The sequence below is a fragment of the Nitrospira sp. genome (genome assembly GCA_029194665.1).
Lineage (GTDB): Bacteria > Nitrospirota > Nitrospiria > Nitrospirales > Nitrospiraceae > Nitrospira_D.
In genome coordinates, this window is the sequence record JARFXO010000001.1 from 698719 (window position 1) to 724784 (window position 26066).

Annotated in this window: 34 protein-coding genes and 1 pseudogene; 28 read left to right on the forward strand and 7 right to left on the reverse strand. The window is 56.4% G+C overall.

Going from position 1 to position 26066, the window contains the following annotated elements:
- The first annotated feature begins 18 nt into the window (after positions 1 to 18).
- From P0119_03325 to P0119_03355, 7 genes are all read left to right on the forward strand, one after another.
- Complete coding sequence (locus tag P0119_03325) at positions 19 to 216, forward strand: hypothetical protein (protein ID MDF0665088.1); 198 nt, start codon at positions 19 to 21, stop codon at positions 214 to 216.
- Positions 217 to 349: 133 nt separating this feature from the next.
- Positions 350 to 559 carry a YgiT-type zinc finger protein gene (locus tag P0119_03330; protein MDF0665089.1) on the forward strand — a complete coding sequence of 70 codons (210 nt, stop codon included), beginning with the start codon at positions 350 to 352 and terminating at the stop codon, positions 557 to 559.
- 247 nt (positions 560 to 806) lie between these two features.
- Positions 807 to 2078 (forward strand): SUMF1/EgtB/PvdO family nonheme iron enzyme, encoded by a 1272-nt coding sequence (locus P0119_03335; protein MDF0665090.1) that lies wholly within the window; start codon positions 807 to 809, stop codon positions 2076 to 2078.
- Between the two features lie 83 nt (positions 2079 to 2161).
- Positions 2162 to 2512 carry a 4a-hydroxytetrahydrobiopterin dehydratase gene (locus tag P0119_03340; protein ID MDF0665091.1) on the forward strand — a complete coding sequence of 117 codons (351 nt, stop codon included), beginning with the start codon at positions 2162 to 2164 and terminating at the stop codon, positions 2510 to 2512.
- Positions 2513 to 2558: 46 nt separating this feature from the next.
- Positions 2559 to 3530 (forward strand): formylglycine-generating enzyme family protein, encoded by a 972-nt coding sequence (locus P0119_03345; protein ID MDF0665092.1) that lies wholly within the window; start codon positions 2559 to 2561, stop codon positions 3528 to 3530.
- A gap of 157 nt (positions 3531 to 3687) precedes the next feature.
- Complete coding sequence (locus P0119_03350; protein ID MDF0665093.1) at positions 3688 to 5235, forward strand: SUMF1/EgtB/PvdO family nonheme iron enzyme; 1548 nt, start codon at positions 3688 to 3690, stop codon at positions 5233 to 5235.
- 46 nt (positions 5236 to 5281) lie between these two features.
- Entirely contained in the window at positions 5282 to 5785 is a 504-nt protein-coding gene (locus P0119_03355; protein ID MDF0665094.1) for a type VI secretion system tube protein Hcp, read from the forward strand.
- 83 nt (positions 5786 to 5868) lie between these two features.
- Here P0119_03355 and P0119_03360 read toward each other — a convergent pair whose 3' ends face one another.
- The 3 genes from P0119_03360 to P0119_03370 are packed head-to-tail and all read right to left on the reverse strand — an operon-like array spanning position 5869 to position 7422.
- Complete coding sequence (locus P0119_03360; GenBank protein ID MDF0665095.1) at positions 5869 to 6201, reverse strand: arsenosugar biosynthesis-associated peroxidase-like protein; 333 nt, start codon at positions 6199 to 6201, stop codon at positions 5869 to 5871.
- 55 nt (positions 6202 to 6256) lie between these two features.
- Entirely contained in the window at positions 6257 to 6538 is a 282-nt protein-coding gene (locus tag P0119_03365; protein ID MDF0665096.1) for a hypothetical protein, read from the reverse strand.
- Between the two features lie 59 nt (positions 6539 to 6597).
- Positions 6598 to 7422, reverse strand: coding sequence for an inositol monophosphatase family protein (locus P0119_03370; protein MDF0665097.1), 825 nt, complete (start codon positions 7420 to 7422; stop codon positions 6598 to 6600).
- Positions 7423 to 7608: 186 nt separating this feature from the next.
- Here P0119_03370 and P0119_03375 point away from each other — a divergent pair, with 186 nt between their 5' ends.
- Positions 7609 to 8124 carry a winged helix-turn-helix domain-containing protein gene (locus P0119_03375; protein MDF0665098.1) on the forward strand — a complete coding sequence of 172 codons (516 nt, stop codon included), beginning with the start codon at positions 7609 to 7611 and terminating at the stop codon, positions 8122 to 8124.
- Between the two features lie 216 nt (positions 8125 to 8340).
- On the opposite strand, the gene lpxC is transcribed toward P0119_03375, so the two are convergent.
- On the reverse strand, positions 8341 to 9270 hold the full coding sequence (gene lpxC / locus P0119_03380; protein ID MDF0665099.1) for a UDP-3-O-acyl-N-acetylglucosamine deacetylase: 930 nt from the start codon (positions 9268 to 9270) through the stop codon (positions 8341 to 8343).
- Between the two features lie 644 nt (positions 9271 to 9914).
- Here lpxC and P0119_03385 point away from each other — a divergent pair.
- From P0119_03385 to P0119_03400, 4 genes are all read left to right on the forward strand, one after another.
- Complete coding sequence (locus P0119_03385; protein ID MDF0665100.1) at positions 9915 to 10097, forward strand: hypothetical protein; 183 nt, start codon at positions 9915 to 9917, stop codon at positions 10095 to 10097.
- Between the two features lie 138 nt (positions 10098 to 10235).
- Positions 10236 to 10559, forward strand: a complete 324-nt coding sequence (locus P0119_03390) for a hypothetical protein (GenBank protein MDF0665101.1) — start codon at positions 10236 to 10238, stop codon at positions 10557 to 10559.
- 111 nt (positions 10560 to 10670) lie between these two features.
- Complete coding sequence (locus tag P0119_03395) at positions 10671 to 11090, forward strand: hypothetical protein (protein MDF0665102.1); 420 nt, start codon at positions 10671 to 10673, stop codon at positions 11088 to 11090.
- Positions 11091 to 11141: 51 nt separating this feature from the next.
- Positions 11142 to 11666, forward strand: coding sequence for a PilZ domain-containing protein (locus P0119_03400; protein MDF0665103.1), 525 nt, complete (start codon positions 11142 to 11144; stop codon positions 11664 to 11666).
- 15 nt (positions 11667 to 11681) lie between these two features.
- Here the strand turns inward: P0119_03400 and P0119_03405 are convergent, their stop codons facing one another.
- Complete coding sequence (locus tag P0119_03405; protein ID MDF0665104.1) at positions 11682 to 11987, reverse strand: hypothetical protein; 306 nt, start codon at positions 11985 to 11987, stop codon at positions 11682 to 11684.
- A 100-nt stretch (positions 11988 to 12087) separates the two neighbouring features.
- Here P0119_03405 and P0119_03410 point away from each other — a divergent pair, with 100 nt between their 5' ends.
- The 12 genes and pseudogenes from P0119_03410 (at position 12088) to P0119_03465 (ending at position 22010) form a co-directional block, all read left to right on the forward strand.
- Entirely contained in the window at positions 12088 to 12690 is a 603-nt protein-coding gene (locus P0119_03410) for a LemA family protein (protein ID MDF0665105.1), read from the forward strand.
- A gap of 34 nt (positions 12691 to 12724) precedes the next feature.
- A complete protein-coding gene (locus P0119_03415) occupies positions 12725 to 13594 on the forward strand; it encodes a TPM domain-containing protein (protein ID MDF0665106.1) in 870 nt (289 codons plus the stop codon).
- The gene (locus tag P0119_03420) at positions 13581 to 14243 is read left to right on the forward strand and encodes a hypothetical protein (protein MDF0665107.1); all 663 of its coding nucleotides are present in this window, start codon (positions 13581 to 13583) and stop codon (positions 14241 to 14243) included. Before P0119_03415 ends, P0119_03420 begins: the two co-directional genes overlap by 14 nt.
- A gap of 130 nt (positions 14244 to 14373) precedes the next feature.
- Complete coding sequence (locus tag P0119_03425) at positions 14374 to 14904, forward strand: polymer-forming cytoskeletal protein (GenBank protein ID MDF0665108.1); 531 nt, start codon at positions 14374 to 14376, stop codon at positions 14902 to 14904.
- Positions 14905 to 15078: 174 nt separating this feature from the next.
- The gene (gene murJ, locus P0119_03430; GenBank protein ID MDF0665109.1) at positions 15079 to 16692 is read left to right on the forward strand and encodes a murein biosynthesis integral membrane protein MurJ; all 1614 of its coding nucleotides are present in this window, start codon (positions 15079 to 15081) and stop codon (positions 16690 to 16692) included.
- Between the two features lie 13 nt (positions 16693 to 16705).
- Positions 16706 to 17224 carry a methylated-DNA--[protein]-cysteine S-methyltransferase gene (locus P0119_03435; protein ID MDF0665110.1) on the forward strand — a complete coding sequence of 173 codons (519 nt, stop codon included), beginning with the start codon at positions 16706 to 16708 and terminating at the stop codon, positions 17222 to 17224.
- A 9-nt stretch (positions 17225 to 17233) separates the two neighbouring features.
- The gene (gene dtd, locus P0119_03440) at positions 17234 to 17683 is read left to right on the forward strand and encodes a D-aminoacyl-tRNA deacylase (GenBank protein MDF0665111.1); all 450 of its coding nucleotides are present in this window, start codon (positions 17234 to 17236) and stop codon (positions 17681 to 17683) included.
- Positions 17684 to 17800: 117 nt separating this feature from the next.
- Positions 17801 to 18367 (forward strand): hypothetical protein, encoded by a 567-nt coding sequence (locus P0119_03445; GenBank protein MDF0665112.1) that lies wholly within the window; start codon positions 17801 to 17803, stop codon positions 18365 to 18367.
- A complete protein-coding gene (locus tag P0119_03450; protein MDF0665113.1) occupies positions 18364 to 19248 on the forward strand; it encodes an isoaspartyl peptidase/L-asparaginase family protein in 885 nt (294 codons plus the stop codon). The genes P0119_03445 and P0119_03450 overlap by 4 nt, the downstream gene beginning before the upstream one ends.
- A 13-nt stretch (positions 19249 to 19261) precedes the next feature.
- The gene (locus P0119_03455) at positions 19262 to 20239 is read left to right on the forward strand and encodes a WYL domain-containing protein (protein ID MDF0665114.1); all 978 of its coding nucleotides are present in this window, start codon (positions 19262 to 19264) and stop codon (positions 20237 to 20239) included.
- A 76-nt stretch (positions 20240 to 20315) separates the two neighbouring features.
- Positions 20316 to 21554, forward strand: a complete 1239-nt coding sequence (locus P0119_03460; protein MDF0665115.1) for an ATP-binding protein — start codon at positions 20316 to 20318, stop codon at positions 21552 to 21554.
- A gap of 276 nt (positions 21555 to 21830) precedes the next feature.
- Positions 21831 to 22010, forward strand: a pseudogene (locus tag P0119_03465) (transposase).
- Between the two features lie 61 nt (positions 22011 to 22071).
- On the opposite strand, the gene istB reads toward P0119_03465, so the two are convergent.
- A complete protein-coding gene (gene istB, locus P0119_03470) occupies positions 22072 to 22854 on the reverse strand; it encodes an IS21-like element helper ATPase IstB (protein ID MDF0665116.1) in 783 nt (260 codons plus the stop codon).
- Positions 22851 to 24119 (reverse strand): IS21 family transposase, encoded by a 1269-nt coding sequence (gene istA / locus P0119_03475; GenBank protein MDF0665117.1) that lies wholly within the window; start codon positions 24117 to 24119, stop codon positions 22851 to 22853. The genes istB and istA overlap by 4 nt, the downstream gene beginning before the upstream one ends.
- A 143-nt stretch (positions 24120 to 24262) precedes the next feature.
- On the opposite strand from istA, the gene P0119_03480 reads away from it, so the two are divergent.
- Genes P0119_03480 through P0119_03495 form a run of 4 tightly spaced genes read left to right on the forward strand, consistent with a single transcriptional unit; the run spans position 24263 to position 26060 of the window.
- Positions 24263 to 24454 carry a hypothetical protein gene (locus P0119_03480; GenBank protein ID MDF0665118.1) on the forward strand — a complete coding sequence of 64 codons (192 nt, stop codon included), beginning with the start codon at positions 24263 to 24265 and terminating at the stop codon, positions 24452 to 24454.
- 8 nt (positions 24455 to 24462) lie between these two features.
- A complete protein-coding gene (locus P0119_03485; protein ID MDF0665119.1) occupies positions 24463 to 24840 on the forward strand; it encodes an IS5 family transposase in 378 nt (125 codons plus the stop codon).
- Between the two features lie 44 nt (positions 24841 to 24884).
- On the forward strand, positions 24885 to 25613 hold the full coding sequence (locus P0119_03490; GenBank protein ID MDF0665120.1) for a hypothetical protein: 729 nt from the start codon (positions 24885 to 24887) through the stop codon (positions 25611 to 25613).
- A gap of 9 nt (positions 25614 to 25622) precedes the next feature.
- The gene (locus tag P0119_03495) at positions 25623 to 26060 is read left to right on the forward strand and encodes a VOC family protein (GenBank protein ID MDF0665121.1); all 438 of its coding nucleotides are present in this window, start codon (positions 25623 to 25625) and stop codon (positions 26058 to 26060) included.
- Positions 26061 to 26066 lie beyond the last annotated feature (6 nt).

Genomic DNA, 26066 nt, shown 5'->3' on the forward strand with positions numbered 1-26066 from the left:
CGATATGGTATCTGATTAATGAGTGATATCCTTGTTCGCATCAAGCGCGCTGTGTTGGCGGGGCATTATGTGTTCAGCGAAAAAGCGCGTTTGGAGATGGAAGCGGACTGTCTCACTGAGCTGGATATTGCCGAATCAATTCTCAATGCTGTGGCCATCACAAAAACGATTCGTTCGACTAATCCGTTTCGGCAGAGCAAAAGGGAACGTCTCTAAATTATTCACAGCACAAACCTGACTGGATTTCCCATTTAGACGAAGGGTAGACTGGTCTTCGAAGCCGGCGTCGAAACCTACTACTTTCTGATCTCTTCGAAGCGAAGTTTGTAGGGAGGCCACGGTCGTTTCAATGCTCAAGATCACCAAGTGTCCTCGTTGTGGCAGTGCCAAAATAAAGCGAGTCAAGCGGAATTGGACCGGCCACTTCCAGGGGCAGGTCTATACGGTGCCTGGGCTGGAGCTTTATGAGTGTCCCACATGCGGTGAGAAAATCTACGATCGCCAAGCCATGCAAAAAATTGAGGCTCACTCTCCAGCCTTCGTGAAAATTCAGGCGTAGTGTCCGGATGGCCAGGCTCGCGTCCTTGATCTGTGACTCCACGCTTCCGTCCAATCGTACTGCGGTAGATTCGTTCATCGTTGGGTAACTTTTGGGGTTGGCGCGAGTGCCATGTCGCCGGAAAGGTCGGCGTTGTCGTTGAGCAGGTTGGAGAGGGCAGGCCGGGAAACGCCAAGCGCCTCGGCGGCCACTTTGACCGAAAGTCCGTTCGGCGCAATGATCTCCCTCAGTGACCGTACGTGATCCTATGTCCATCGTAAGAATTACTTTCTTCCCGGTAGCCTTTTTCCTGCTGTCCACATTCCTGCTTCCGGATCATCTCTTGGCGCAAGACAGTAATGACCTCAAGCGCGGCGTGGTGAAGATCACTGCGCGGGGAGAGGGCCAGCAGCCCAAGGTCGGGACAGGGATTGTCGTGCGAGTAGACAGAGACGCCGCGTATATCGTCACGGCGGCGCATGTGGTTGAAGGAGATCCTAAGCCCACCGTGACCTTTTTCCCCAACCCCCAGCAACCACTTGTCGCCCACGTGGTCGGGATTGAAGGCGGAGATCCTCATGGGCTCGCCGCCCTGCATGTGGCTGGGCCTATCCCAGACGGCGTGGTGGCGCTGCCGCTGGATCTGACAACGAAGGTGATCGGCGGCGAGGCGCTCACGTTCATCGGCTTTCCACGGACGTTACCGCCTTGGACTGTCTCGACTGGCAGTCTGAGTGGGATGAGCGGGCCGACCCTCGCGTTTCAGGCTCTGGTGGAAGAAGGCCATTCCGGTGGCCCACTCTTGCTGAACGGGCAGGTGATCGGCGTTGTAAGCGATGCCAGAGGTCGGCAGGGGTATGCCGTTCCCGCGTCGATCCTTGCCGTCGCTCTTCGTGGATGGCGGATTGAAGCGCGTGCGAGCGACTCGATGGCGCCGCAGGAAAAAATCGGCGCGGACGGCGTCCCCATGGTGCTGATCCGGTCAGGGCGCATCCCGAGCAAGATGGTGGAGGTCTATGGCGGGGGGAGGGCGGAAGAGGTTCAAGGTCCTGCACGGTCTGTGTATTTGACTGACGATCTGTATGTCGAGAAAACGCTGGTCACGAACGCGCGCTATCGCCGATTTGTTGAGGCCACCGGCGTAACGCTTCCTCCAGACCTGATGGAGCAATCCGCGTCGCTCGATCTCGATGGACCGGTGGAAGGTGTGACATGGCACAATGCCGTAGCCTACTGCCGATGGGCTCGGAAGCGGCTCCCGACGGAAGATGAGTGGGAGAAGGCGGCACGTGACACGCAGGGCCGGATCTTGAACGACCAGGTGTATGAGTGGACGGCCACCACGTACCAAGAAGGCCGATGGAATCCCTCGCCACCGGAGGACGAGACGCGCAAGGTACTTCGGGGGAATCTTCAGGCTCTCGGCATTCGTGAGGCTATCGGCGAGCTCGATTATCAGGTGCGCATGTACGCGAGTGCCTACGATGGAGCGCCCGGCAGAGGCTTTCGCTGCGTACAGGATCTCGCGAAGGAACGATAGGCTTTCTCCACCTTGCCCTTCCGCTCAATGCCCCTTTAGAATATCCCTGAGATAAACTGATTCGCACTGATGAGGAGGCTCAAATGGGTCTTGCAGACAATAAATGTGTTCCCTGTCGTGGCGGGGTGCCGCCGCTACCGAATGATCGAACTCAGGCGTTATTGAAGGAGCTGGGCCAAGGTTGGACGCTCAATGGGCAAGGACATCTTGAGCGGTTGTATACGTTCAAGGACTTTGCGCAGGCGCTGGCTTTCGTGAACAAGGTCGGTGCGGTTGCTGAGGCAGAAGGTCATCATCCTGATCTGTATCTGGCCTGGGGGAAAACCAAGGTGGAGATCTGGACACACAAGATCAATGGCTTGACTGAGAGCGACTTCTACTTGGCAGCCAAGGCGGATCGGGAATTTGAACCGTTCCGATCCGCTGCCGGTTAGCCGGCAACATAACTCCCTGCCATGAACGATCGAGGGGGGCATCGGGATGCCTTCGAAATCTGAGGGTGAACAACCTTCTTCCGTGCCTGACCGGCAGCCACCCCTCACAGGCGCCAGTACTGATACGCAGCAGCCTGGTGCCTCGACCAGGGCAGCACAATCAAAGCAGTCACCACCATACCTCATCATCGGAGCGGGCCTGCTCGTGGTCGTGGGAGCATTTGTGGGGCAATGGATCTTGTCACCTATCCCTACTTCTATTCTCACGAGGAATCCGTCAACCCAGAGCGAGGGGAGTACGCAGGACCTTGGGCTTGCGCCGATGGTCCTGGTGCCGGCTGGGGAGTTCATGATGGGGGCCCGCCAGGATGACACCATGGCGGCCAAGGATGAGCGGACCGCCCATGCGGTGCAACTGGATGCCTTCCATATCGACCAATATGAGGTCACCACCGCTCGCTACGCCAGATTTCTTCAAGAGACGAAACGAGGCGCGCCAAAGTACTGGTCAGACCAGATTCCCCAGAGGTATGGAAACAAGCCTGTGATCGGGGTGGACTGGAATGACGCAGCCGACTACTGTGTCTGGGCTGGGAAACGCCTACCGACCGAAGCTGAGTGGGAGAAGGCTGCGCGAGGGACGGACCAACGTCTGTATCCATGGGGGAATGCGGAACCCAGTCAACAACGGGCAAATTTCGACCACTGTTGTGATTTTAACGCCTATGAGGTCTTGAGCGACGTCGGCTCGTTTGAAGAAGAGAAGAGCCCCTACGGTGCCTCTGATATGGCCGGCAATGTGTGGGAATGGGTGGCGGACTGGTACGATGGGGGCTATTACGGCAAGAGCCCGGAGCGCAATCCGACAGGGCCTTCGAGTGGTGAAAAACGCGTGCTCCGTGGTGGGGCCTGGGACTCGACTCCGGCCTACGTTCGCTCCGCGGACCGCCTCAAGCTCTCACCCACGTTTCGGCACGACAATATCGGCTTCCGCTGCGCCCAGGACGTTCCGAAATGATCTTTCTTTGAGGATTCTGCAAGACCCCTCGACTCCCGAACGGCCTCATTCCGTCTAGACAGCCTTACGTACAAGCGATACACTGGAATACTTCTTGTTCCTAGGCGATGCTTCGTGTTGACGGAACCGCTTCGGTGTGAGCTACAAGGGCAGCCCCATGAGTCACATCTTCATCAGCTACGCCAGTGAAGATCGGAAACGTGTTCAGCCGCTGGCACAGGCTCTGGCGAAAAAAGGCTGGTCGGTCTGGTGGGATCGTCGTATTTTTCCGGGCAAGTCCTATGACGAGGCCATCCACGAAGCCTTGAAAGCAGCCAAGTCCGTGGTGGTGGTATGGACCAAAACCTCGGTGAAAAGCACTTGGGTCAAGAACGAATCGAGGAGCGGCTTGCGACGGGGCATCTTGTTTCCGGTGATGCTCGCGGATGAGGTCGAGATCCCTTTGGAATTCGAGCATGTGCAAACCGCTCAATTAGTGGATTGGCAGCCGGATCAGGATCACCCCGAGTTCGACCAATTTATAGAGGCTCTGGCCGGGGTCATCGGTCCACCCCCTGATGGTCCACTATCTGACGTGAAACCGGTCCCGCCCTGGCCGAAATACCTCTCCGGTGGACTTGGTCTCCTGGCGATAATTGGAGCGTTGTTCTATTTTGTGTTCTTTACGCCTACGACTATACAGCCCCCTGGGGTGATCAAAACGCTCCCTCTACAAGAGCAGCCCAAGCCACCCACTGTAGCGCAAAAGAAACCGAAGCCACCCGTGAAAGGCGAGAGCGCTCCACTGAGCGCAGCACCCAGCGTAGGCTTGAGTAAGGAATCGCCGCAGGCCGCAAGCCAAGAGAAGCCGCCCTCACCCTGTCCAGAACCACCGGAGAAGCCTGTGTTGCCTACAACCGAGGGAACATCAGCTGCCACGGGAGAGGTAACAGCCGGCAACAATCCGGCAGCCGGGTCAGGATCGACGGCTAGCCCGACGAAGATCATCACGGGCAAGGACTGTGCGTCGATGGTGCTGGTGTCGGCTGGAGAATTCACCATGGGCTCACGTGAAGAGGACGAGAGTGCTAAGAGCGACGAGCGACCGACCCATTCAGTGTATCTCGATGCCTATTATCTCGATCAATATGAAGTGACAACCGCTCGCTACGCCACATTCTTTCAGGAGACAAAGCGGGCTGCGCCGAAGTATTGGTCTGAACAGGTCCTGAAGCACCATGGGTATAAGCCGGTGGTTGGAGTGGATTGGAACGATGCCGCTGTCTACTGCTCCTGGGCGGGGAAACGCTTGCCCACCGAGGCTGAATGGGAAAAGGGCGCGCGAGGAACTGATCAGCGGTCTTATCCCTGGGGGAACGAGGCATCAAGCGAGCAGCGAGCGAACATTAGTCACTGCTGCGATTTTAGAGATTATGGTGTTCTGACCGATGTGGGGTCGTTTAAGCAGGGGACGAGTCCTTACGGCGCGCATGACATGGCCGGCAATGTCTTGGAATGGGTGGCGGACTGGTACGACCCGAACTATTACAGCAAGGGTCCGGAGCGCAATCCAAAAGGTCCTTCGCGTGGCGAGTATCGGGTGCGCCGCGGTGGGTCCTGGACCAGTGCTCCGGACGACGTACGATCCGCAGACCGGTACGGGGACACACCCTCGGCTCGGGGCGACGCTCTCGGGTTCCGTTGCGCCCAAGACGCTCCGAAGTAGTCCGTACACTGTGACACTGTTTTCTTACATTTCAAAGGGGGACGTTATGGCAACTGACGACTACTTCCTCAAAATCGATGGGATTCAAGGTGAGAGCACCGATGATAGGCATCGAGGAGAAATTGAACTAGATGCCTGGTCGTTCGGAAGGGCGGTATCAGGTGCTCTCCAGCCGGGAGGCGCCGGCGCCGGAAGATTCAATGCGCCGGACTTTCACTTTACGGCGAAGATCAGTCAGGCTTCGCCGATGCTCTTTCTAGCATGTGCTACCGGTAAGCACATGCTGAAAGCGACCATGACCGGAAGGAGAGCCGGCGACCGGACACAGGACTATTTGAAGGTCACGCTGACGGATGTGGTGGTCTCTTCCTATCAACAGAGTGGATCGGGCGGATCCGGTGTAGTTCCTCTTGACCAAGTCTCGTTGAACTACGCCAAGATTGAACTGGAGTATAGGAGGATCAATCCGGATGGCTCGCTTGGAGGCCCAGTCATGGTGAGTTTCGACGTGAAAAAGAAAACAGGACCCTCTCGAAGAAGGCGCCGGTGAGGCTCCGGGAAAGTGGACGGTCTCCAAGCGATCTGGAAACGTTCTCCTGGTAGGGTTTGCCCGCGGATGGCAGCGGAAAGCATCTACATCGATAGCTTCTCTGCCACGTTTCGCATCTGCACGCCATGGATGAGTGAGGCTCCGCCGCGGATGGCACAGGCGACGTGGACTGCTTCGGTCATCTCTTCGACATTCGACCCCTTTTCCAGCGATGCCTGGGTGTAGGCATCGATGCAGTAGGGGCATTGCACGGTATGGGCGACGGCGAGGGCGATGAGCGCCTTCTCTCGCTCGGTCAACGCCCCTTCCGCGAAGACCGCATCGTAATACGCCGCAAACTTTTCCCACAGTGCCTTGTTGCCTTTCCCCATATCGGAAAACTTGTCGAGATCATGCGCGTGATAATACGAGTCCATACGAACCTCCCATGTCGACTTTAACGTGAAAAAGTGGAATAGAGCGGTGGAGCAATCAGGCATTGCCCGGAGGTATGGGGTCGGCTTCAGCCAGGGCTTTGGAGAAGCGACCACCGACGATGTCGGTGGCTTTCGCCATGAGGTCCACCACTTCGTGCCATTCATTGGGCAGCAAGTCTTGCTTCAGCTGTGGATGGATAGCCCATTGGGCTTCGACCTGTGTTCCCTTGCGGATTACCAGCACGCGGAGCAGTTCCACATCCCAGGTCGGATCGGGAGCGTTGTCGCCGGGAGGAGTCTTGTCCGGTTGTTCAGAAGGAGGGACCGTGCGTGCCATAGGCAACCCTCAAGGCAAATCGTTCATGCGGCATACTGTATTCGGAGCTATCGTATATATCAAGGGTTCTCTTGGTTGAGGACCGCGAGCATTGCGTCGTGGATCTGTCCGTTGGTTGCCACGAGTTCCTGACCATAAATTGAAAGGTCTTTTCCGCTGAAATTGCTCAGCCGTCCGCCGGCCTCCCGCACGATCACCGACCCAGCCGCCATATCCCATGGATTGAGCCGGACTTCCCAGAACCCATCGAAGCGTCCTGCCGCCACGTAACAGAGGTCCAAGGCTGCGGATCCGGTTCGCCTGAGCCCCTGCGCCTTGAGAGCAAAGCTGGAAAAATGATTGAGGTTATTGTGCGGCGTTTCTCTGATGTCGTAGGCAAAGCCCGTCACTAATAGACTGCGGTCGAGGGTCATCGTGCGTGACACATGGATGGGGCGACCGTTCAACCACGCACCTCGATCTTCAATGGCCGTGAACAGTTCATTCCGTGATGGATCGAAGATCGCACCAAGCACACAGCGCCCCTCGTATTCGAGGCCGATGGAAACGCAGTAGGCTGGATAGCCATGCGCAAAATTGGTAGTCCCATCCAGCGGATCGATGATCCACAAATAGGGCGACTGCGCCTCCTCAAGACGACCCTGCTCCTCGGCCAAGAACCGATGGGCAGGAAAACGAGCCTTGATACAGTCGATGATGCGCTGCTCGGCAGCGCGGTCTGCATCAGTGACAAGATTGATCGGGTTCTTATACTCGATGTGAAAACCGGCTCCGGCATATTCAAGCAGCAGGGCTCCGGCTTCTTGACCGGCGGCGACCGCCGCTTCGAGGAGACTGTCACGCGAGATTGGTTCGTGAGGAAAGGACACGTCTGATTGTAGCATGTCCGAATGGTCCACTTGAAAAGATCATGAGCCTTGTATAGGTACAAGGCTTATCAACATGATCTAGAAAAGGATTACTTGCTTGCAACACACCAAACATTGATGTCAATGTATGATTCGAATAATAAGTCTTGACATAATGTACAAGCAATGCTATAAAGCAAGCATGCTTTTCAAGGTGATCATGTGGAGGAATTAACAGACATTCTCGTTGGTCTAGAGCAACGGATCAACGCGTATAAGAGCCGGTTCCACGAACTAGAGAAGAAGCGTCGCCGACTCGATGACGAAATCGCCACCATTAAGAAATATCTGGAGCTCGCTGAAACCCTCTATCGTGTCGAGGCCGACAAGGCCAAGCTGGCCAGCCTCTCCAACCAGATCATTACAACGGATGATTCCAAGGGGATCCGGCCTGCGCCGGTTATGGACGTCACCGACCAATCACGCGAGATTCTCCTCGGACGGAGTAAGTATGTAGGGAAAAGCGTCCCTCAAGCAGCCTATGAAATCCTCCGCGAATCGAATCGTGCGATGCACGCAAAAGAGCTGGTGCAGCGTTTGATCGAAGGCGGGTTGCAGATCAAAGGGAAGACGCCGCTCACGTCGATCGCGACGTCGCTCAAGCGTGACAAGCGGTTCAGAAAGGTCGGCCCCAATACGTTCGAAGCCTTGGACGATATGCTGATTCAAGCCGTGTAGTGGTTCGTCAACGGGCTCAACTCGACAGTCCGAAGGGGGGTGAGAATCTTGGCAACAAAGAAGGCAGCGAAGAAGAAGAAGAAGTAATCCCCGCCATGTGTGATACGCCGGGGGTAAGGCCACTTACCTCCGGCGTATCACCCTGCGATGTTCTGGAGTGAGAAGATCGTCCCGCCTAGAACGACCACAAACAGGATACAGACAACCTGTTATAACCTAAGAGGCCTGAAGTGCAACGGCTGGCTCAAGGTAAGCCGTGTGTGCGAACGCTGGCTTCCTGTCTCCTGAGGGCTCCACGTTCAGCAGCACCCACTTCTCCGGCTGCGTCAGGATCTGTTGAACCAACCGAGTGTGAAGTGCATGCCCCGACCGATCCGCGACAATGTGACCGATGAAGGGTGCTCCCAAAAGGGACAAGTCACCGATCAGATCGAGAATCTTGTGGCGGACAAACTCGTCGCCGAATCGGAGGCCGGAATCATTGACGACCCCGTCATCCGACAACACAATGGTGTTGTCCAGGGTCCCGCCTTTGCCGAGTCCCCGAGCCCACAATGCTTGAACTTCATACAGAAATCCGAATGTCCTGGCTTCGGCAATCTCATTCTCAAACGTACTGACGGAACAATCATACGTATAGGTTTGTGTCTTGATCAAAGGATGCTCATAGTGAATGGAGTACGTGATCCTCGGGGTGGAGGACGGTTCGATCCGAACGCGCTTTGATCCCTCGGTCACTTCAATCGGAGCCATAATTTTGAGAAACGGCTGCTTCCGCTCCTGCGGGACGAGGCCGACGGATTGAATCAGCCGGACAAACGGCGCTGCGCTTCCATCCATGACCGGAACTTCGCTTGCCGTGACATCGATGAAAACATTGTCGACATGAAGCCCGGACAACGCCGATAGCAGATGCTCAATGGTCTGAACGTGGAAGCCATTGCCGCTGACGGCCGTGCACAATTCGGTCGGGACTCGATGTTCAATGGAGGCGGAAAGATACGTATCACCGTCTGCCTTACGATTGACAAAAACCACACCGGTGTCAGGAGGAGCGGGTCGCAGCGTGATCGACGCCGATTGGCCGGAGTGGAGTCCCACGCCCGAACAAGTTACTGCCGATGCCAGAGTTTGTTGGTTGCGCACAAGCCCTCCCTCATACATACAGACAAATGCCTAAACACCACCAGCCGTATCCTAGCCAAGCAATCAATGTGCCAAAACGATACATCCAGAACTAGTTGATACTACGATTAAATACTGCGAATAGGTAAAAATATACCTGTATCTTAAAAAACACAACTGTGTTCTTCAAGAAAAGGCCCCGCAAGAGGAATGTAGGCTGTCGCGACTTGGGTTGCACCAGAGTCAGGGACATGACACAGGGTAGCGGGCGAACAGCATCAACACCGTGGGAAGGCGAAGTGATCAGCCTCGACCCAAGACGTGGCGGCCGAGAGATTTTATACGTAAGCACCAACCAAGGATGAAGCGGCTCTTTGAGCAGGATGTTGACTATCGGGTAAATGGGCGGGCGGAACTGTGTCGCGACGCTCAACCTGCTGGTCTCAGAGATGAATCCTTCCGAGCACCTGGCGATCCAAGTCGAGCGAGTAACGCCACTCCTCGGATTGCCTTCTGCCAGGTAACGCCCTCATTGGGCGCAACAAATCAGCGAGCACGAACCGACAAACGCCTCTGTTCCATCGTTCACAACGCCAGTTCCTAACGACATGTCTCGAACGTTCTCATGATTCGTCGTGAGTTCCAGCGGTGTATAATGCTCGCGGATGGCACTCCCGTCTAACCATTTCCTGTCCTCAGTCGGCAGTAAAGTTGTCATGGCTCTGCGCGGGTTAGGGCTCGTGCTCTATGCTAGTCTTCACATGTTGGGAAACCTTCAGGTGTTCGAAGGACCCCTTGCGGTCAATCCCTATGCGGCGCTTCTCCGAGACATGCCGAACCTCCTCTAGGCAGCCCGAATTGGGTTGCTGAGCCTTGCGGCCCTCCATGTCGTGCTGGCGATCCGGTTGACCTTGCGAAATCGCCGTGCTCGTCCGATCGCCTAGGCGGTCCGCGAATATCGTCAGGCATCTTTTGCGTCTCGCACGATGGTTACCTCCAGTTGTGTGCTCTTGCTCTTCCTCATATTTCACCTCCTGCATCTGACGGCCGGCATGATTGATCCCTCTTCTGTCGATCGTCTCGACGTCGAAGGACATCGTGATGTCTATGGGAAGCTCGTCCATACCTTTCAGAATCCGTTCATCGTGGCGTTCTACTTGGCGGGTCAGTTGGGGCTAGGCTTGCATCTGAACCCTGCCGTCACCAGCAGTTTCCAGACATTGGGGCTGGAATATGCCTCATTCAATCGCCTCTTCAAGGCCGACGATGCGGGCGGATCACCGGTGTCCAGGCGACATTCCAGCGGGTGAACGCGACTATTTTCTGGAACGCCGATACCCACGTTTCGGCGATCTCTTCCCACGAGATCTTGCATCCCGTGCCGTGAAAGCCGTGTGCGACGATGACCGTGGCGTCGGGCTGTGCGGTCCGTCGTGCACTTGGATTTTGCCGATGTCATCGCCCAGCAGGGTCTTGAGGTGGTCCGCGAGCGCTATGGCAACCTCTTCGACATGTATCAGCGGATCACAGGAGAGGATGCCTACCAGGCACCCATGCGCATTTACCCGGCGCCGCACGATACGATGGGAGGGCTCGCCATTCTCAATCGCGAATACCTCCGAGCCGGAGTCGTCGAATCGGGTCTTCCCGCTGAGCCGGAATCTCCTCATGCAGAGTCCACTTCGCGGACAGGCCAACGGCACGGTCTTCTCTCCTTTCGATTCGTAACCAAGCGCGATCCCGAGTATCAGCCGCCGACCTCTCCCTACTGCAAAATGTTGATGGAGGCTGATTTGCGCCGGATGGCAATCATCTTGACTGTGGGGGAAAGGCCTTTATAGTGCGATCATAGATTGGTTGTGGGGCTAGATTATGTGGGAGATGCTCATCGAATGAGTCGGCAGGTGGCTTGTCCGTGCTGTCACAAGCAGGGTGCATTGCGGGTATGGCCGCAGACCCCGCGAGAACTGATTGCGGCGCTGATTTGGATTGTGCCGTTCCAGTGCCGACATTGCCGCCATCGTTTCCTTGCACGTCGCGTGAGCGTGGCGGGATCCTCTCATCCAATCGAGCGCCGCGAACACCTCCGTATCCCTGTTCGTCTGTGCCTGTCGTTTTCCGGGGGAAAAGTGAGGGGCGAGGGCACGGTGCTGGACCTCTCGTTAGGCGGCTGCATCATCAAGAGCCAGGCCCACGTGCGGGTTGACGATATTTTTTACCTGGAGATCGTTATCGCCGAAGATGAAGCTCCCGTCGAAGTAGCAGCCATGGTGCGGTCAGTGAGTACGCGCGGTATCGCCTTTAAGTTTCTCCGCAAGGCCCAAGAGAACAACCGCCTTCTGACGTTCATCCAATCCCATTCGGGCTCCACTTCCAACGTCCTCTCCAAGGCCGTCGAGCCGACAGTTACCGGCTAGTCTCAAGCTTTTCGTTTAGGTGGGTGTCTCCCAGACAGACGGTAGTGGGTATTCGCTGATCAATCGGTCATGTTCGACTATATCGTACGGCTCAATGGTCAGATCGTTTGGATCCATCGGTTCCGTGCAGGCGGAGGAGGAGAGCACATCGATCAACGCTTGTGCCTTGTCTCTTGTCGAAAAGCGGCAGAGCCCATGTTCGGGCATGCCTGACGACGGGTGCCAGAAAGCGAGGTCGATCGCACTGCCTTGATAGATGCCGAGGGTGCGGTGTCGTACTTGAAACCCACCAGGTTTACGAATCGACTGCTCCCGTGGCATAGGTCCTCTTGACCGACATATCTTAATGATTATGCCCATGGTAGCATGATCGCGAGATCTGGGGACACTGCGTTCTGCTCGTCTGCTGAAGGAGGAACCGATGGGGCGTACTTGGCGGCAAAAGATGGTGATCAGCATAGCGATGATCGTCGTATTGTCTATGTCCGGTTGCGGTTACAACGACCTTCAAGGCTTGGACGAAGATACAAAGGCTGCGTGGAGCGAAGTGATCAATCAATACCAGCGCCGTGCCGATCTCATTCCGAACCTTGTTGCGACGGTCAAGGGGTACGCAGCGCACGAAAAAGAGACCCTTGAAGGTGTTGTGAACGCCAGAGCCAAGGCGACAGGGATGCAGATGACGCCCGAGGTGCTCAAAGATCCAGCCGCATTCGAGACATTTCAAAAGGCCCAAGCCGGTCTGACCTCGGCGCTAGGCCGGCTGATCGCCATTGCCGAAAATTACCCCAACCTGAAAGCCGATCAAAATTTCAGGGACCTCCAAAGCCAGCTGGAGGGGACGGAAAATCGGATCACGGTGGCGCGCAAGCGGTACATCGACCGTGTGGCGGAATATAACAAGATGGTCCGATTTTTCCCGACCAACCTCACAGCGAAGCTTCTGCTGCACCTGGAAGAGCGCCCCAACTTTACGGTCGCCGATGAGAAAGCCGTGGCGAAACCACCCGAAGTGAACTTCTGAATCGAGGTTGAGGTGAAGGTTGAAAGGATTCGGAATGAGCCGCCTCGCGTTCTGCTGCTGCCTGGCAGCCGCAACCCTCTTCCTCACCACAGCTGCCGTTGCACTTGATGTTCCTCCGCTGACAGGGCGGATCGTCGATCTCACCCATGTCTTGCCGAACTCCACGACTGAGTCGCTGACGGCGCAGCTGGCGACGCATGAAACTCAGTCGAGCAACCAAGTGGCTGTCCTGATAGTTCCCTCCCTCGAAGGCGAACCGCTCGAAGAATTCTCTCATCGTGTTGCGACGAGCTGGAAACTCGGTCAAAAAGGCTCCGACAACGGCGTTCTGTTGCTCGTGGCGATGAAGGAGCGAAAAGTTCGCATCGAAGTCGGATACGGCCTGGAGGGGGTCTTGACCGACATTCGCTCGGCACAAATCATCAGGAATGAAATTGTTCCTCGGTTTCGGGCCGGTGACATACCCGGTGGGGTGACTGGAGGCATCAATGCGATCGTAAAGACCATTGAAGGAACCTATCAGCCGTCCGAGAAGGCAGTGCCTCGGGAGGAAACCGATATCATTGGGCAAGCCGTGGTTGCTGTCGTTGTCGGACTACTTGTTGGACTCCTGTTCATGAACCTATATCGATTCATCGGGCCGGTCGCGGGAGCAGGGATCACCGCCCTGCTGGCTCCTTGGGTGGTTCCGGCAATCCTGGCAGGCGGTATCACCCTGCTTCTGTTGCTGGCGATCGGTGCTTCTGGTACCGGGGGAAGGAGAAGTCGGCCCAGCGGTATGGATGATTGGGTTTGGTACAGTAGCCGTGGCGGCGGGTGGGGCGGAGGTTCATTTGGTGGTGGAGGTGGGTTCAGTGGTGGCGGAGGCGATTTCGGAGGAGGCGGGGCCAGTGGAAACTGGTAAAGGGCTGCGACTCACAGCCGAGGAACGGGAGCGAATCAGGCTGGCTGTGCATGCAGCGGAACAACACACGAATGCGGAGATCGTCCCCATGATCGTAAGCCGATCCGGGCTCTATCGCGAAGCGCAACATCGCGCCGGATTAGCCCTCGCGCTGTCGGTACTTACGATCTTCCTGACCACTGAATTTCTGTGGCTGCCATGGGGCTGGCATGCCTCCAATGCGGCTTGGCTGGTACTGGCGACAATCCTGGCCTATGGTGGAGGAGTCTGGCTTGGCACCTTTGTCCCTATTATTCGCCTGCTCACATCGACCGATCGGATGCAGGGCAAGGTGAAGCTCAAGGCTGAACGTGCCTTCACACAGCATGCCGTCTCTCAGACTCGTGAGCGTATCGGTGTGCTGATTATGGTCTCTCTCTTAGAGCATCAGATCTACGTGCTTCCGGATCAATGTTTGTTTCGACGAGTCACGATAGAACGGTGGTCCCAGGTCGCCCAAGCTGCTTTCGACCGAATGGAAACGGGCGATATCGTCGGCGGGTTGTGCCAGAGCATCGATAGGTGCGGCATGCTCCTTGCCGAGGTTTGTCCTGGTCGTCCGGGGGACAATCCCGATGAATTGCCGAATGACTTGGTACAGGAACCGTGAGGCCCCCCTCCATATCTTGAAGACTCAATAAAATATCGTTGCCGACCGATAGATAAGAGGTCGGGCGGGCCCGATCGGCAGGCTCGATCTTTGTATAGTGAAATACTACGGAGAAGGAGGGAGCGTCATTATGTGGAAGCAGGGAGATGGGGAAGGAGGAGAGGGAGAACGGGCGGAAGGAGAACAGACAGCAGGAGAACGGGCAAGGGAGCGGTGGGTGGAGGACAGGCGCAGCCCATCAAAGAACGGTCCGACCCTTCCGGACGAGGTCGCCTTCGTCGGCAAAGATGTCGAGTTCAAGGGCATCATCACCTATTCCGGTACAGTCAGGATCGATGGATCCTTGGACGGCGAAATTCACACCGACGGTGGCTTACTCGTCGGCCCTGATGCGGTGCTCAAGGCCAAGATTACGGCTGGAACCGTGGTGTGTCACGGAAACATCACAGGTGATATCCACGCGAAGAACCAAATTCTCCTCCGTGCTCCGGCCGTGGTTCAAGGCAGCCTGACCACACCGGTGCTTTCGATGGAAGAAGGGGTGGTGTTCAATGGGACGTTGGAGATGAAGCCCCAGGCCAAGGCCGGGGTGACAAGGGACATGGGGGCGAACGTCGTCAATATCACGAGCCGGCCACCGGTTCAACGACTCGCGGCGTGATACATCATCAACAGGTCTCCTGGCGCGAATCTACAACACGCGCTAGGAGCCTGGCTCCGCAAGAACTCAACCTACCTTCTTTCCTTATTTCTGAATCGCCCTGCTGTTAAGAAAGTACCTAGAAATCTCAGGTTCGATAGACGCCTCGCGATCGTTCCGCTAGAATCCGGGTCCATGTCAGAGCCCACCCTTTCGACCAGCGCTCCAGTCAAACTCCAGGACGAAAATCGATCAGTCGTCAAAGCGGCTGGGGTGATCGGTGTCGCCACGTTTTCCAGTCGTATCCTCGGCTTCATTCGCGACATGGTGCTGGCCAGATTGTTCGGGGCGACGCCGGCGGCGGACGCCTTTTTCATCGCGTTCCGCATCCCCAGCCTTCTTCGCGAGCTATTTGCCGAAGGTTCGATGTCATCGGCCTTCATTCCTGTGTACACGGAATACCGGACGACGCGGAGCAAACAGGAGGCCTGGGAACTGGCCAGCGCGGTCTTCACGACGCTCCTGGCCATCGTCACACTGGTGACGATGGTCGGGATTCTGGCCGCTCCTTGGCTTGTCCAGCTGCTCGCTCCGGGATTTCAGGACCACCCCGATAAACTCGAGCTCACGACGCTGCTCGCCCGCGTCATGTTTCCCTACCTTCTGTTCATCAGCTTGGCGGCGTTGGCCATGGGCATTCTGAACTCGGTACGAGCCTTTGCAGCGCCGGCCTTTTCACCGCTGTTCCTCAATGTCTTCATCATCATCGGCGCCGTGTGGCTGGCTCCGCTTCTGTCGGAACCGATCATCGGGGTGGCGATCGGCGTGGTGGCGGGAGGTGCGGCCCAGTTCGTCATGCAGCTTCCGAGCCTGAAACTGCGGGGATTGTTGTTCGGCTTCCGATTGGAGCCTGACCATCCTGGCCTGCGGCGGATCGGCATGTTGATACTGCCCACGCTGCTCGGCTTGTCTGTGACGCAGATCAACCTGACGGTGAGCACGGTCTTGGCGTCCTTCTTCGCCGGTGGACCGACCTATTTGTTTTACGGCATGCGGCTGATCCAATTTCCACTGGGTATCTTCGGGGTTGCGTTGGCGACGGCGATTCTGCCGACATTATCGTCACAAGCGGCAAGAGGTGCCTTGGAGGAACTCCGCATCACGCTCGGGTTCGGTCTGCGCATGATCCTCTTCATCATCGTGCCGGCGATGGTGGGGTTAATCTTGTTACGCACTCCGATCGTGCATCTCTTTTTTGAGCACGGCACATTCACTGCGCAAGATACGGCTGAAACGGCGATGACGGTCCTCTGCTACGCCATCGGCTTGTGGGCATTCGGAGGGGTTCGAATCATCGTCACGGCGTTCTACTCACTGCAAGATACCAAGACGCCGGCCATCTCGGCGGCGGTCGCGCTGGCTGCGAATATCCTCTTCTCGCTGGTGTTGATGTCTGTAATAGGTGCGGCGGGGTTGGCACTCGCCACCGCATTGGCGGCTATGGTAAATGGAATCATTCTGGTGGCGGTATTGAACCGGAGACTAGGCGGAGTTGACTGGAAAGCGGTGGGACGGTCTTCCCTGCGGGTTCTGGGCGCATGTATTCCGCTGGTGATCGCCTGCTGGTGGACAGCTGGAGCAGAGGTATGGACGCATCCTGCCGAATGGGTCACCAAATCCGCGATGCTCGTTGCCACTATTGGTCTGAGTGTCGGTGGATATCTCGCGGTCCACGCGTTGTTTCGGTCCGAGGAACTCGGGGTGGTGTGGGGGATGGTGAGCAGAAAATTGGGTCGATTGACGGCATGACAGGGAGCGAGCTGTGCGACGTGCGGTGATCTTTCATTCGCCCTGGGGCTGGATGGGAATCGTGGAATCGCTGAAAGGGATTCAAGCGATTGTATTGCCGAAACGGTCGAAACGGGCCGTCGAGTCCGATCTCAGGGCACAGTCGGACGGATCGTTGCAACAAGAAGAATCTGCTCGACTGGAAGCGGCTCGTCGGCAGTTGCTCGACTATATTGCGGGGAGACGGAACACATTTGATGTCTCGCTCGATCTCTCGGAAGGAACATCGTTCCAACGGAAAGTCTGGCGGACACTGCGACGGGTCCCATACGGCAAGCTCCGTTCATATCAATGGATTGCCTCACGGGTTGGAGGGAAGCACTACGCTCGAGCGGTCGGCAACGCGGTTGGTGCGAATCCGATTCCGATCGTTATACCCTGTCACCGGATCGTCGCTCACGACGCGTCGCTCGGTGGGTTCTCCGGTGGACTGTCCATGAAACGCAAGTTGCTGGCTCTCGAAGGGACATTGACTCAATTGCAACGAGGGTGACGCGAATCGATGAGAGCCGTTCTTCAACGCGTCACGAATGCTTCGGTAGAGGTCGAGAGAAAGGTGGTAGGTCAAATCCAGGAAGGCCTCATGGTCCTGTTGGGAGTCGCCAAAGGTGATGATGAGACGGATGTGCGATATCTGGTCGAGAAGATTCGAAGCCTCCGTATTTTTGCGGATGAACAAGGCAAGATGAACCGATCGCTGATGGACGTGGGCGGCGCGGTGCTGTTGGTCTCCCAATTCACTCTGTTGGGCCGGACCACCAACGGGCGTCGCCCCAGCTTTGATGAGGCTGCTCCTCCCGACCTGGCCAGGTGCCTCTATGAGCAGGTTGCGGCTGATTTGCAGGCAGGCGGAACGTCGGTTGAAACCGGTGTGTTTGCCGCGCATATGCAGGTGGCCTTGGTGAACGACGGACCAGTGACGTTCGTGGTAGACAGCAGAGAAGGGCGTTAGTTTGGACTCAAGGTCGGCCGTCGGAGATCCGATAGCATCGACAAGACTGAGAAGCGGTTCGTCATCGAGATCTGATATACTGAGCTCAAGTCTCATCGGCCTTCGCAGGAGGTGGAGATGGGCACTCAAGTTCCTCCACGACACCCGCTCCGGCAACTCTTCGGCGCGTTAACCGAAAAGAGCTTTACGGAACACCTTGGTTGGCCTGACGCCAAAGTCACATCGTACGTCTCCAATCTCCTCGTCGATTTCACCCATACGGATCAACTCTACAAGATCAAGAATCGACAGAACCAGCCGGTCGATAACGTCGTTGATTTGCTCTTTGAATCGGAAGTCATGTTCGAAGCCCAGTCGCTGGACCGTGAACGGGATGTTCATCGCCACATTGGGGATTTCACTCTGTTCATGGCCGGACTCTTCCCAGAGTATCTTCGACGGCTCAAGTCGGCCGGCCCGATCTATCACAAGGACTTCCTCGTGGACTATGTGAAAACGGGGAAACGGTCCTACGGGATCGTCGCGCAAATCGGCCGTGATGATGCCGAAACCAATTTGCCCTTGTTTCAAAAATTATCCGAGAACTTCGAGCTCTGCGTAACAGGTCTGGGGTTTGTGCGGTCCGATCTGGAACGCATGCAAAATCCTGCCTATCAGAAGACCCGGGATCTGCTCTTAAATTGAAAGCTGTCCGTCCCATCATTCTCGCGCACGGGGGTGCCGGCTCCCGTGTAATGACCTCATCACAAGTCGCCTGCCTGCATGCCGCTTTGCAGGTCGGCTATCATTTGCTGGATCGCGGAAGCTCGTCACTTATTGCCGTTGAACACACTATTCGTGTACTCGAACGCAGCGGGCTTTTCAATGCCGGGAAAGGATCGCGCCTCCAGTTGGATGGCGTACAGCGGATGGATGCCTCCATCATGGAAGGGAATAGCCTCCGCGCTGGGGCGGTGGCTTCCGTCGAAGGCATCATTCATCCCATTACGGCTGCACGCCATGTGATGGAAGAAACGGATCATGTGTTGCTGGTGGGACCTCTGGCGACAAAGTTCGCCGGGTATTTCAAGATGGAGCGCCACCGGCTTTGGACTCCGTCTAGACGCCTTTCCTATGGTTCGATGCTCAAGCGGAAGAGGGCTTCGCAAGATCGGCATGGGACAGTTGGAGCAGTCGCGCTCGATCGAACCGGAACGATCGCTGCTGGCGCCTCGACCGGTGGGATCGATCGCATGTTGCCTGGGCGAGTCGGGGACACGCCGATCATCGGCTGCGGCGTGTATGCTGATAATGAGACCGGCGCCGTCTCAATGACAGGATGGGGCGAGAGCATCATGCGCCTGGCCGTGGCCAAAGGAATTTGCGACCGCTTGGCCCAAGGAACCACACCAGCCACCGCGGCAAGACTTGTGTTGCAGAAACTGGTCGCTCGGATCGACGGATCTGCGGGATGCCTGGTCGTCACGCCTCAGGGACGATTCACCATTCGTCATTCCACCCCTCACATGATGGCTGGCTACTGGGCCGGACGCGGAATCCCGGTGGTCAAAGATACCTTCCGATAGAAGAGGACTTGCCGTGGCCCATCGCAAGGGACGGAAACCCAAACGCTATAGCCAAGTCGCGCGTATCAGCGTCATGCTTCGTCGGCTCATTGGCGGAGCGACGGTGGGAGAGTTGGCCGAAGAGTTCCAAGTCACGAAGCGTCAGGTTCACCGTGATCTTCAGCAGCTCGAAGATTCTGGTTATCCGTTGGAACGGGATGATGGGAGGTGGAGACTTCCTTCGGGCTTCAAGGGGTTGGAAGTCGCCGTGTCACCGTATGAACTCATGTCGCTCTATCTTGCCCAGAGCCATCTGGCGTACTTGAAAGGAACGCCGTTTGTTGAGGCTTTGGAAGCCGTCATCAGGAAAGTCGAAGCGGGGCTTCCCGATAAAGTCAGAAATCATCTTGAACGGATCGTAACAACCTTTGCGCCCCTGCAGCGACCCGTGCGAGCCTACGTTTCTCAAAGACAAGTCATAGAATCCGTTCGAAGGGCATTACTACGTCAACTTACCATTGTCTTGCACGGTTACCGGAAGCCTGGAGAGGATCCTCAGGATTATTTGGTAGATCCCTATCAATTGATTCTGTACCAGTACGGGCTGTATCTCAGCGGGTATTCCCATCAAGCGGGAGCGCTGAGAATGTTCGCGCTGGAGCGGATCAAGAGCGTCACGGTCACGGAGGACATGTTCGAGCTGCCCAAGGTTCCCCTTGCGAAACGCCTTGATCGAGCCTTCGGCCTGATCGAGGAGCCGCCGCAGGAAGTGAAGATCTGGATTGCGCCTGAGTGGGTTTATTTCGTCAAAGAACGAAGCTGGCATCTAACGCAGATGCTCAAACTCCAGAAGGACGGTTCCGTCATTCTGACCATGCAGTGCGGCGGCCTCGACGAACTGACCGCGTGGGTTCTTTCCTTCGGGCCTGGTGCGAAGGTGCTTGGTCCTCAATCACTCATCAATCAGGTGTCAGGTCAACTGACAGCCGCCGCCCAATCGTATCGATCTTAACCGCTTCCAACTTCCAGGGACCTATTCTGTCACACCTCCATGCTAGGGTTCCCTTGGCACATCAAGGAGGAAAGCCATGAGTGAGTCCCTGTATCTGCAGAGAGTAAGCGACCGATTTCTTGACGCGCACCCACGCGAGGCAGGCTGGGTCGTTCATCAAATCGATGGAGACTCAGCTCGGGAGATGTCGCTGAACTATCTATTGGATTCTCTGGGAGAGTGGCACCCGGCGGCAATAACACGTCGCATGGCTTTCCCGCTCGTTGCGGCAGGAGTATTCCGGGATTGGAACGCTGTTTCCAATGAGGCGAACGCCTATAGCTGGCGAGGAACCATTGAATTGGTCTGGAACGGTCACGACATCCACTGTCACAAGTTTTCGCTCGCGATAGGCAATGGCTTAGCCGAGATCTATTTCGTTGCAACCAAGTCTCTTGTAGCCTTTCGAGACTTGCTTCTCGTGCTGGACCGGTATGGCCAAGCCAGACATAAAGAGAAGAAAGAAATTCATGTCGTCAATGGCGACAACATTCCAGTAACCGCACACTCATGGGATGATCTGGTGCTGCCGACTCAGATGGCGCGGGATATCAGAGTGAATGTTGATGGCTTTTTTGCCGGTTCAGAGCGGTACGCGTCGCTTGGCATCCCGCACCGCCGGGGATTTCTCTTTGCCGGACCGCCAGGTTGCGGGAAAACGCTGACGCTCAAGACGCTGGCTTCCAACACATCGGCGAAATTCATCTCCGTGCTGGGAACGGCCGATGTGGACGATGGCATGCTCCGCTACGCCATGGATCTGGCCGAGAAGTATACTCCGGCAGTCGTCTTGTTGGAGGATTTGGACCGGATCGTGCAGACCAAAGAGATTTCGCTATCCCACTTTCTGAACTTACTGGATGGACTCAAAGTGCTGAACGGCGTGCTGGTGATCGCAACCTGCAACGAGCCGGATAAGTTGGACCCAGCGTTGATTCATCGTCCCAGCCGGTTCGACCGGGTCTGGAGATTTGAATTGCCCAAGTACGACCAGCGTCTGGTTCTCCTGCGCAAGCGGGGTGGGAAGTTTTTTTCAGATCCTGCCCTTGAAACGGCAGCCAGACGATCGGATGGCTTCTCGATGGCCTATGTCCAGGAAATCATCGTGAGCGCACTGCTCGAATGCACACACGACGACCAGCCACCGAACGACGACCATCTGCTCAAGAGCCTGGATACCCTACGGCTGCAGCGCAAGGAGGCCTCGAAGCCAGGAGAATCGATGGAGGAACGAGAGCGCGTGGGGTTTGGTTTGTTGAGTAATAGAAGCCAATAGGCTCAATATGGTTAAACCTAAAAACGGCAGTTGAGGTAGTTGCAAACGAGCGATCGCCACATTATCCAACTATTTGACGCTATTGATCAATTCACCATTTTGGTGAACTGCGGAGCAGTAGAAAAATCACTCGATTCCGTACCTTATGCTTGAACGTGAGCGTCAATTGCCGTTTTTAGGTTAAACTAGGGCGTGTCATCAATTAATTTTCTCGATTCACAGAGCCATCGTGTTGTGATTTACTCCGTCCCAGACCAAAGGAGGGGTCTGCGGATGGTGAGACGGTATGGATTGCGTGATGACCAATGGGAGAAGATCGAGCATCTGCTGCCTGGTCGTGAAGAGACGGTGGGCGTGACGGCGAAGGACAACCGGCTGTTTGTGGAAGCGGTGTTGTACCGGTATCGCGCGGGGATCCCGTGGCGGGATCTGCCGGAGCGGTTCGGAGATTTCCGAGTGATCTGTCAAGGGTCATCCAAATTGCCCCAGTTATGGTCATCGAAAATTCCCCACCCCGTTAGGTTGTCGTTGACGCTTCTTCGACCCGCACAAGTCCGGCTTTGAGTTTCTCCTTCAGCCGGTAGGAATGGCCCCGGATGTTGATGGTGATCGCGTGGTGGAGCACCCGATCCAGGATCGCAGTCGCCAGCACCCGGTCGCCAAACACCTCGCCCCAAGCCCCGAAACTCTGGTTACTGGTCAAAATCATCGGCCCCTTCTCATAGCGGCGTGAGATGAGCTGAAAGAACAAGTTGGCCCCGGTGCGGTCAATGGGCAGATAGCCGATCTCATCAATGATCAGCAACCGGGGAATGGTATAGAGCTTCAGCTTGTCCTCCAGCCGATTCTCCGTGAGCGCCCGAGTCAGCGTAGCGATCATGGCGGCGGCTGTCGTGAACAACACCCGATAGCCCTGGGCAATGGCTTGCAGCCCTAGCCCGATGGCCAGGTGGCTTTTGCCCACACCGGGCGGCCCCAAGATCACGACATTCTCGCCGTGCTCGATGAAGTGGCAGGTCGCCACCTGCTGAATCTGCTTCTTATCCAACGAAGGCTGGTAGCTGAAGTCGAAGACCTCCAGACTCTTGACGAATGGAAATCGCGCCAAACTCGTCCGCATCGCAATGTTCTTCGCGGTCTTGGACGCGACTTCTTCGCCGAGCACCTGGTCGAGGAAGTCGGCATAGGGCAGCTCCTTGACGGCCGCTTCTTGTAAGAGGGCCTCCAGCCGCTCCCGACTCTTCAAGAGCCGTAGGCGCGTGAGTTGGTCACGGAGCCGTTCCAGTTGCGCCGCGTTCATGGCCGCCCCTCCTGCGACGCCGTGCGCTCACACACCGCCTCGTACCAGGCCAGATCCCGCACTTCGACCTCCGGCAAGGCATCGGGGCGAGGGGACCGATCGCTCACCGTGGACCGACGGTGGCGGGCGAGACGCGCACTGGCTCCAGGGCCGTGCTCGGGCTGGATTCGGAATTGGTGCTGGCCCGGGAGCACCGGGTGCGTCGCGATCTCTTGGTCACGGTGAAAGATGTGGACCGTGTCCCCCCGTCGTTGCACTTCAACCCGCTGACCAATGAGCCGGAAGGGCACGGAGTAGCGGTTCGTCGCCAGGCTGACCAAATAGTCCTCGGCCACGATCCGTGAGACGCGCGCCTCCTGCTGGAAGGCGCGCTGGTCCGCCAGCGGGACCAGGTGGTTGCGTTCTCGCGCAAACCGGACGAGTGGCTCCTCATGCGTCGTGCCATGGATGCGGCGGTCGGCAATTGTCGCGGTCCATTCGTCAAGTTGGGTTTGAAAGTCCACCAGATCGACAAACGTTCGTCCCGGCAGAAAGTTCCGTTTCAGATATTTCACGCCGGATTCGACCTTACCCTTGGTCTGGGCCCGATAGGGCCGACACACGCGCGGCTCAAAGCCCCAATAGTCGGCGAAGGCTTTGAAGGTGGGATTCCAGAGCCGCCGCCCCGTCTCATCCGCATAACAGACGGTTCGCGGTCGGTCATACAGATGCTCTCGCGTGTGGCCACCGAAATGCGCAAAAGCCCGTTCATGGGCCTCGAGAAACTGCGCCAGCCGCTCATCGGCACAGGCGTAATAGAACCCACGTCGGCTGAACCCCAACGTCAACACGAACACGTGCACCACCGTCGGGCCGGCGCGGAAGGGCACGGTGGCTTGGCCCCAATCAATCTGACTCTGCTGGCCCGGCGGTGTCTCAAAGCGGAGGAGGGCCCGCTCCGCCTGCAGCTGACCCTCACGCAGCGGCGCCACCCCTCGCTTCACCGTCTCATAACTGCCGATGTACTCGTGGCTCGCTCGCAGTTCCTGATAGAGAATCCGCGCCGAATAATTAACCTGCGACGCACGGGTCCGCACAAAGTCGGCATGGGCGGTCAGCAGCGTCTCCGTCATCGCCGCTCGGCGATAGGGTTGCCACGTCGTCTGCTGCAGACTGCGCCGCACGGTCTTCCGATCCAGGTCCAACCGCCGCGCAATCCCTGAAATGGATCCCCGCTCTTCATGACGCAACCGTCGAATCTCCGCCCACCGCTCTTGATCCACCATACATACCTCCCGAGTGTGGTCTACCTGGGACGGTATGATCGTTGTCTCCTTGCTATCGTCAAGTTCCATCACATCCCTCCTTCGGTGAGAGGGTGGGGAGAATTCATTGACCACATCTGGGGATTATTGCATGACCGCTGACAGTGATCCACACACGCCATACGCGCTGGAGTCGACGCGGCGTCTGGAAGCGGGTGTTTGAACGTCTTGCTGACGATCCTGACAACGAATACGCGATGATCGATTCCACCATCGTTCGTGCCCACCAGCACAGCGCTGGTGCAAAAGGGGGCACCACGCGCAGGAAGCCATCGGACGCAGCAAGGGTGGCCTGACCACCAAAATCCACGCCACCTGTGATGCGTTGGGTAACCCAACGGGGTTTCATCTCACCCCAGGGCAGGCGCATGACCTGGAGGGCGCCGATGTCTTGCTACCCGGCATTGACGCGGATACCATCATTGCCGATAAGGCCTTTGATGCCGATGAACGGGTGATCCAGCCGCTGCAACGAGCGGGCAAGGTCGTGGTCATTCCCCCCAAAGCCAACAGAACCACCCCCCGCGAATACGATCAAGACCTCTACCGAGCCCGGCATCTGATTGAGAACTTCTTCGCCAGACTCAAGCAATTCCGCGCCATCGCCACCCGCTACGACAAACGCGCCGCCAATTTCCTCGGTGCCATCTATCTCGCTGCTTCAATGACATGGCTTAATTGATGACACGCCCTAATATGGGTTGATTCTATAAATTGAGCACTCTTATGGGTGCTGTGTATGAAACGATTGGCAAAGGAGGTGTCATCGTGAATACCGATGATTGCGATAATTATCTAGTCCAGCAAGGTGTCAGATTTTTACCATGGATTGGCAAGAGGTACGAGCAAGGTTTCTCCAATCAGCGCCTTCTCATCTTGGGCGAGAGCCATTACGATGAATGGAATGGCGAAAGACACGTTTTAGATAAAAACATTACGAGGCAGTGTGTACAAGAAGTCGTTGATAGAAAGGACTGTATCGACTTCTGGAAGTATATTGAGCAAGCCTTACTTAATGAAGTTCGTAGTGATGGACGGTGTCTAAGTGGTGGCATGCCATTTTGGGAAAAAGTAGCGTTCTACAACTTCGTGCAAGAGGCTATTCCTGGTGGCCCACGAGAGGCGCCTCCTCAGAAGAGTTTATTCCAAAAATCACATGCTCCATTCCGAATAGTTCTAGAACAACTTCGCCCTGATCGGGTGATAGTTTGCGGCAAAAGACTGTGGAGAAATATGGAGAACAGATACGATAATGATTGCTATCACGATGATGTTCAAGCATATCGTTTAAGGGATGGAACCAAAGTGTGGTGCCTTGCCACCGTACATCCCTCCAGCGGGGGCTATAGTTGGAAACGGGTGCATCGTCTTATCATGAGGTTTCTTGATCAGCCAGAAAGCGTAGCTGCATTTATGAGTGATAAAATAGAAAACGAGGCCGATCTAGCTTCATAGAACCCAAATATGTCGAACATCCTCTTCCATCTCGCCTTTCCAATTCACGACATTGACGCCACGCTTCGGTTCTACGTGGACGGTCTAGGCTGTGTCGTCGGGCGTCGATCGAAACAGGCCGTTACGCTAGGTCTCGCCGGTCATCAACTCGTGGCGCATGTCGTTTCAGATCAGCCCTCGAAACAGAAAGGTATCTATCCCAACCATTTCGGGTTGACCTTTCTTTCCCAGGAAGACTGGCAGGCGCTGGTGGATCGGGCCAAGGCAAAGGGCCTTGCTTTCTATCAACAGCCGCGCGTGCGATTTCCAGGAACACGCATCGAGCACCGTACGTTCTTTCTTGAGGATCCATCTCACAACCTGCTCGAATTCAAACACTACACCTACGAATCGGCCATCTTTGGAGAAGCAGCTCACGGCCAGGTCGGCGACGCCGAGGAAATGTAGTCGAGT

Coding starts and splice junctions, on each gene's coding strand:
- P0119_03325 (MDF0665088.1), top strand. CDS start 19: ATGAGTGATATCCTTGTTCGCATCAAGCGCGCTGTGTTGGCGGGGCAT.
- P0119_03330 (MDF0665089.1), top strand. CDS start 350: ATGCTCAAGATCACCAAGTGTCCTCGTTGTGGCAGTGCCAAAATAAAG.
- P0119_03335 (MDF0665090.1), top strand. CDS start 807: ATGTCCATCGTAAGAATTACTTTCTTCCCGGTAGCCTTTTTCCTGCTG.
- P0119_03340 (MDF0665091.1), top strand. CDS start 2,162: ATGGGTCTTGCAGACAATAAATGTGTTCCCTGTCGTGGCGGGGTGCCG.
- P0119_03345 (MDF0665092.1), top strand. CDS start 2,559: ATGCCTTCGAAATCTGAGGGTGAACAACCTTCTTCCGTGCCTGACCGG.
- P0119_03350 (MDF0665093.1), top strand. CDS start 3,688: ATGAGTCACATCTTCATCAGCTACGCCAGTGAAGATCGGAAACGTGTT.
- P0119_03355 (MDF0665094.1), top strand. CDS start 5,282: ATGGCAACTGACGACTACTTCCTCAAAATCGATGGGATTCAAGGTGAG.
- P0119_03360 (MDF0665095.1), bottom strand. CDS start 6,201: ATGGACTCGTATTATCACGCGCATGATCTCGACAAGTTTTCCGATATG.
- P0119_03365 (MDF0665096.1), bottom strand. CDS start 6,538: ATGGCACGCACGGTCCCTCCTTCTGAACAACCGGACAAGACTCCTCCC.
- P0119_03370 (MDF0665097.1), bottom strand. CDS start 7,422: ATGCTACAATCAGACGTGTCCTTTCCTCACGAACCAATCTCGCGTGAC.
- P0119_03385 (MDF0665100.1), top strand. CDS start 9,915: ATGGCACTCCCGTCTAACCATTTCCTGTCCTCAGTCGGCAGTAAAGTT.
- P0119_03390 (MDF0665101.1), top strand. CDS start 10,236: ATGGTTACCTCCAGTTGTGTGCTCTTGCTCTTCCTCATATTTCACCTC.
- P0119_03400 (MDF0665103.1), top strand. CDS start 11,142: ATGAGTCGGCAGGTGGCTTGTCCGTGCTGTCACAAGCAGGGTGCATTG.
- P0119_03405 (MDF0665104.1), bottom strand. CDS start 11,987: ATGCCACGGGAGCAGTCGATTCGTAAACCTGGTGGGTTTCAAGTACGA.
- P0119_03410 (MDF0665105.1), top strand. CDS start 12,088: ATGGGGCGTACTTGGCGGCAAAAGATGGTGATCAGCATAGCGATGATC.
- P0119_03415 (MDF0665106.1), top strand. CDS start 12,725: ATGAGCCGCCTCGCGTTCTGCTGCTGCCTGGCAGCCGCAACCCTCTTC.
- P0119_03425 (MDF0665108.1), top strand. CDS start 14,374: ATGTGGAAGCAGGGAGATGGGGAAGGAGGAGAGGGAGAACGGGCGGAA.
- murJ (MDF0665109.1), top strand. CDS start 15,079: ATGTCAGAGCCCACCCTTTCGACCAGCGCTCCAGTCAAACTCCAGGAC.
- dtd (MDF0665111.1), top strand. CDS start 17,234: ATGAGAGCCGTTCTTCAACGCGTCACGAATGCTTCGGTAGAGGTCGAG.
- P0119_03445 (MDF0665112.1), top strand. CDS start 17,801: ATGGGCACTCAAGTTCCTCCACGACACCCGCTCCGGCAACTCTTCGGC.
- P0119_03460 (MDF0665115.1), top strand. CDS start 20,316: ATGAGTGAGTCCCTGTATCTGCAGAGAGTAAGCGACCGATTTCTTGAC.
- istB (MDF0665116.1), bottom strand. CDS start 22,854: ATGAACGCGGCGCAACTGGAACGGCTCCGTGACCAACTCACGCGCCTA.
- istA (MDF0665117.1), bottom strand. CDS start 24,119: ATGGTGGATCAAGAGCGGTGGGCGGAGATTCGACGGTTGCGTCATGAA.
- P0119_03490 (MDF0665120.1), top strand. CDS start 24,885: ATGGGTGCTGTGTATGAAACGATTGGCAAAGGAGGTGTCATCGTGAAT.
- P0119_03495 (MDF0665121.1), top strand. CDS start 25,623: ATGTCGAACATCCTCTTCCATCTCGCCTTTCCAATTCACGACATTGAC.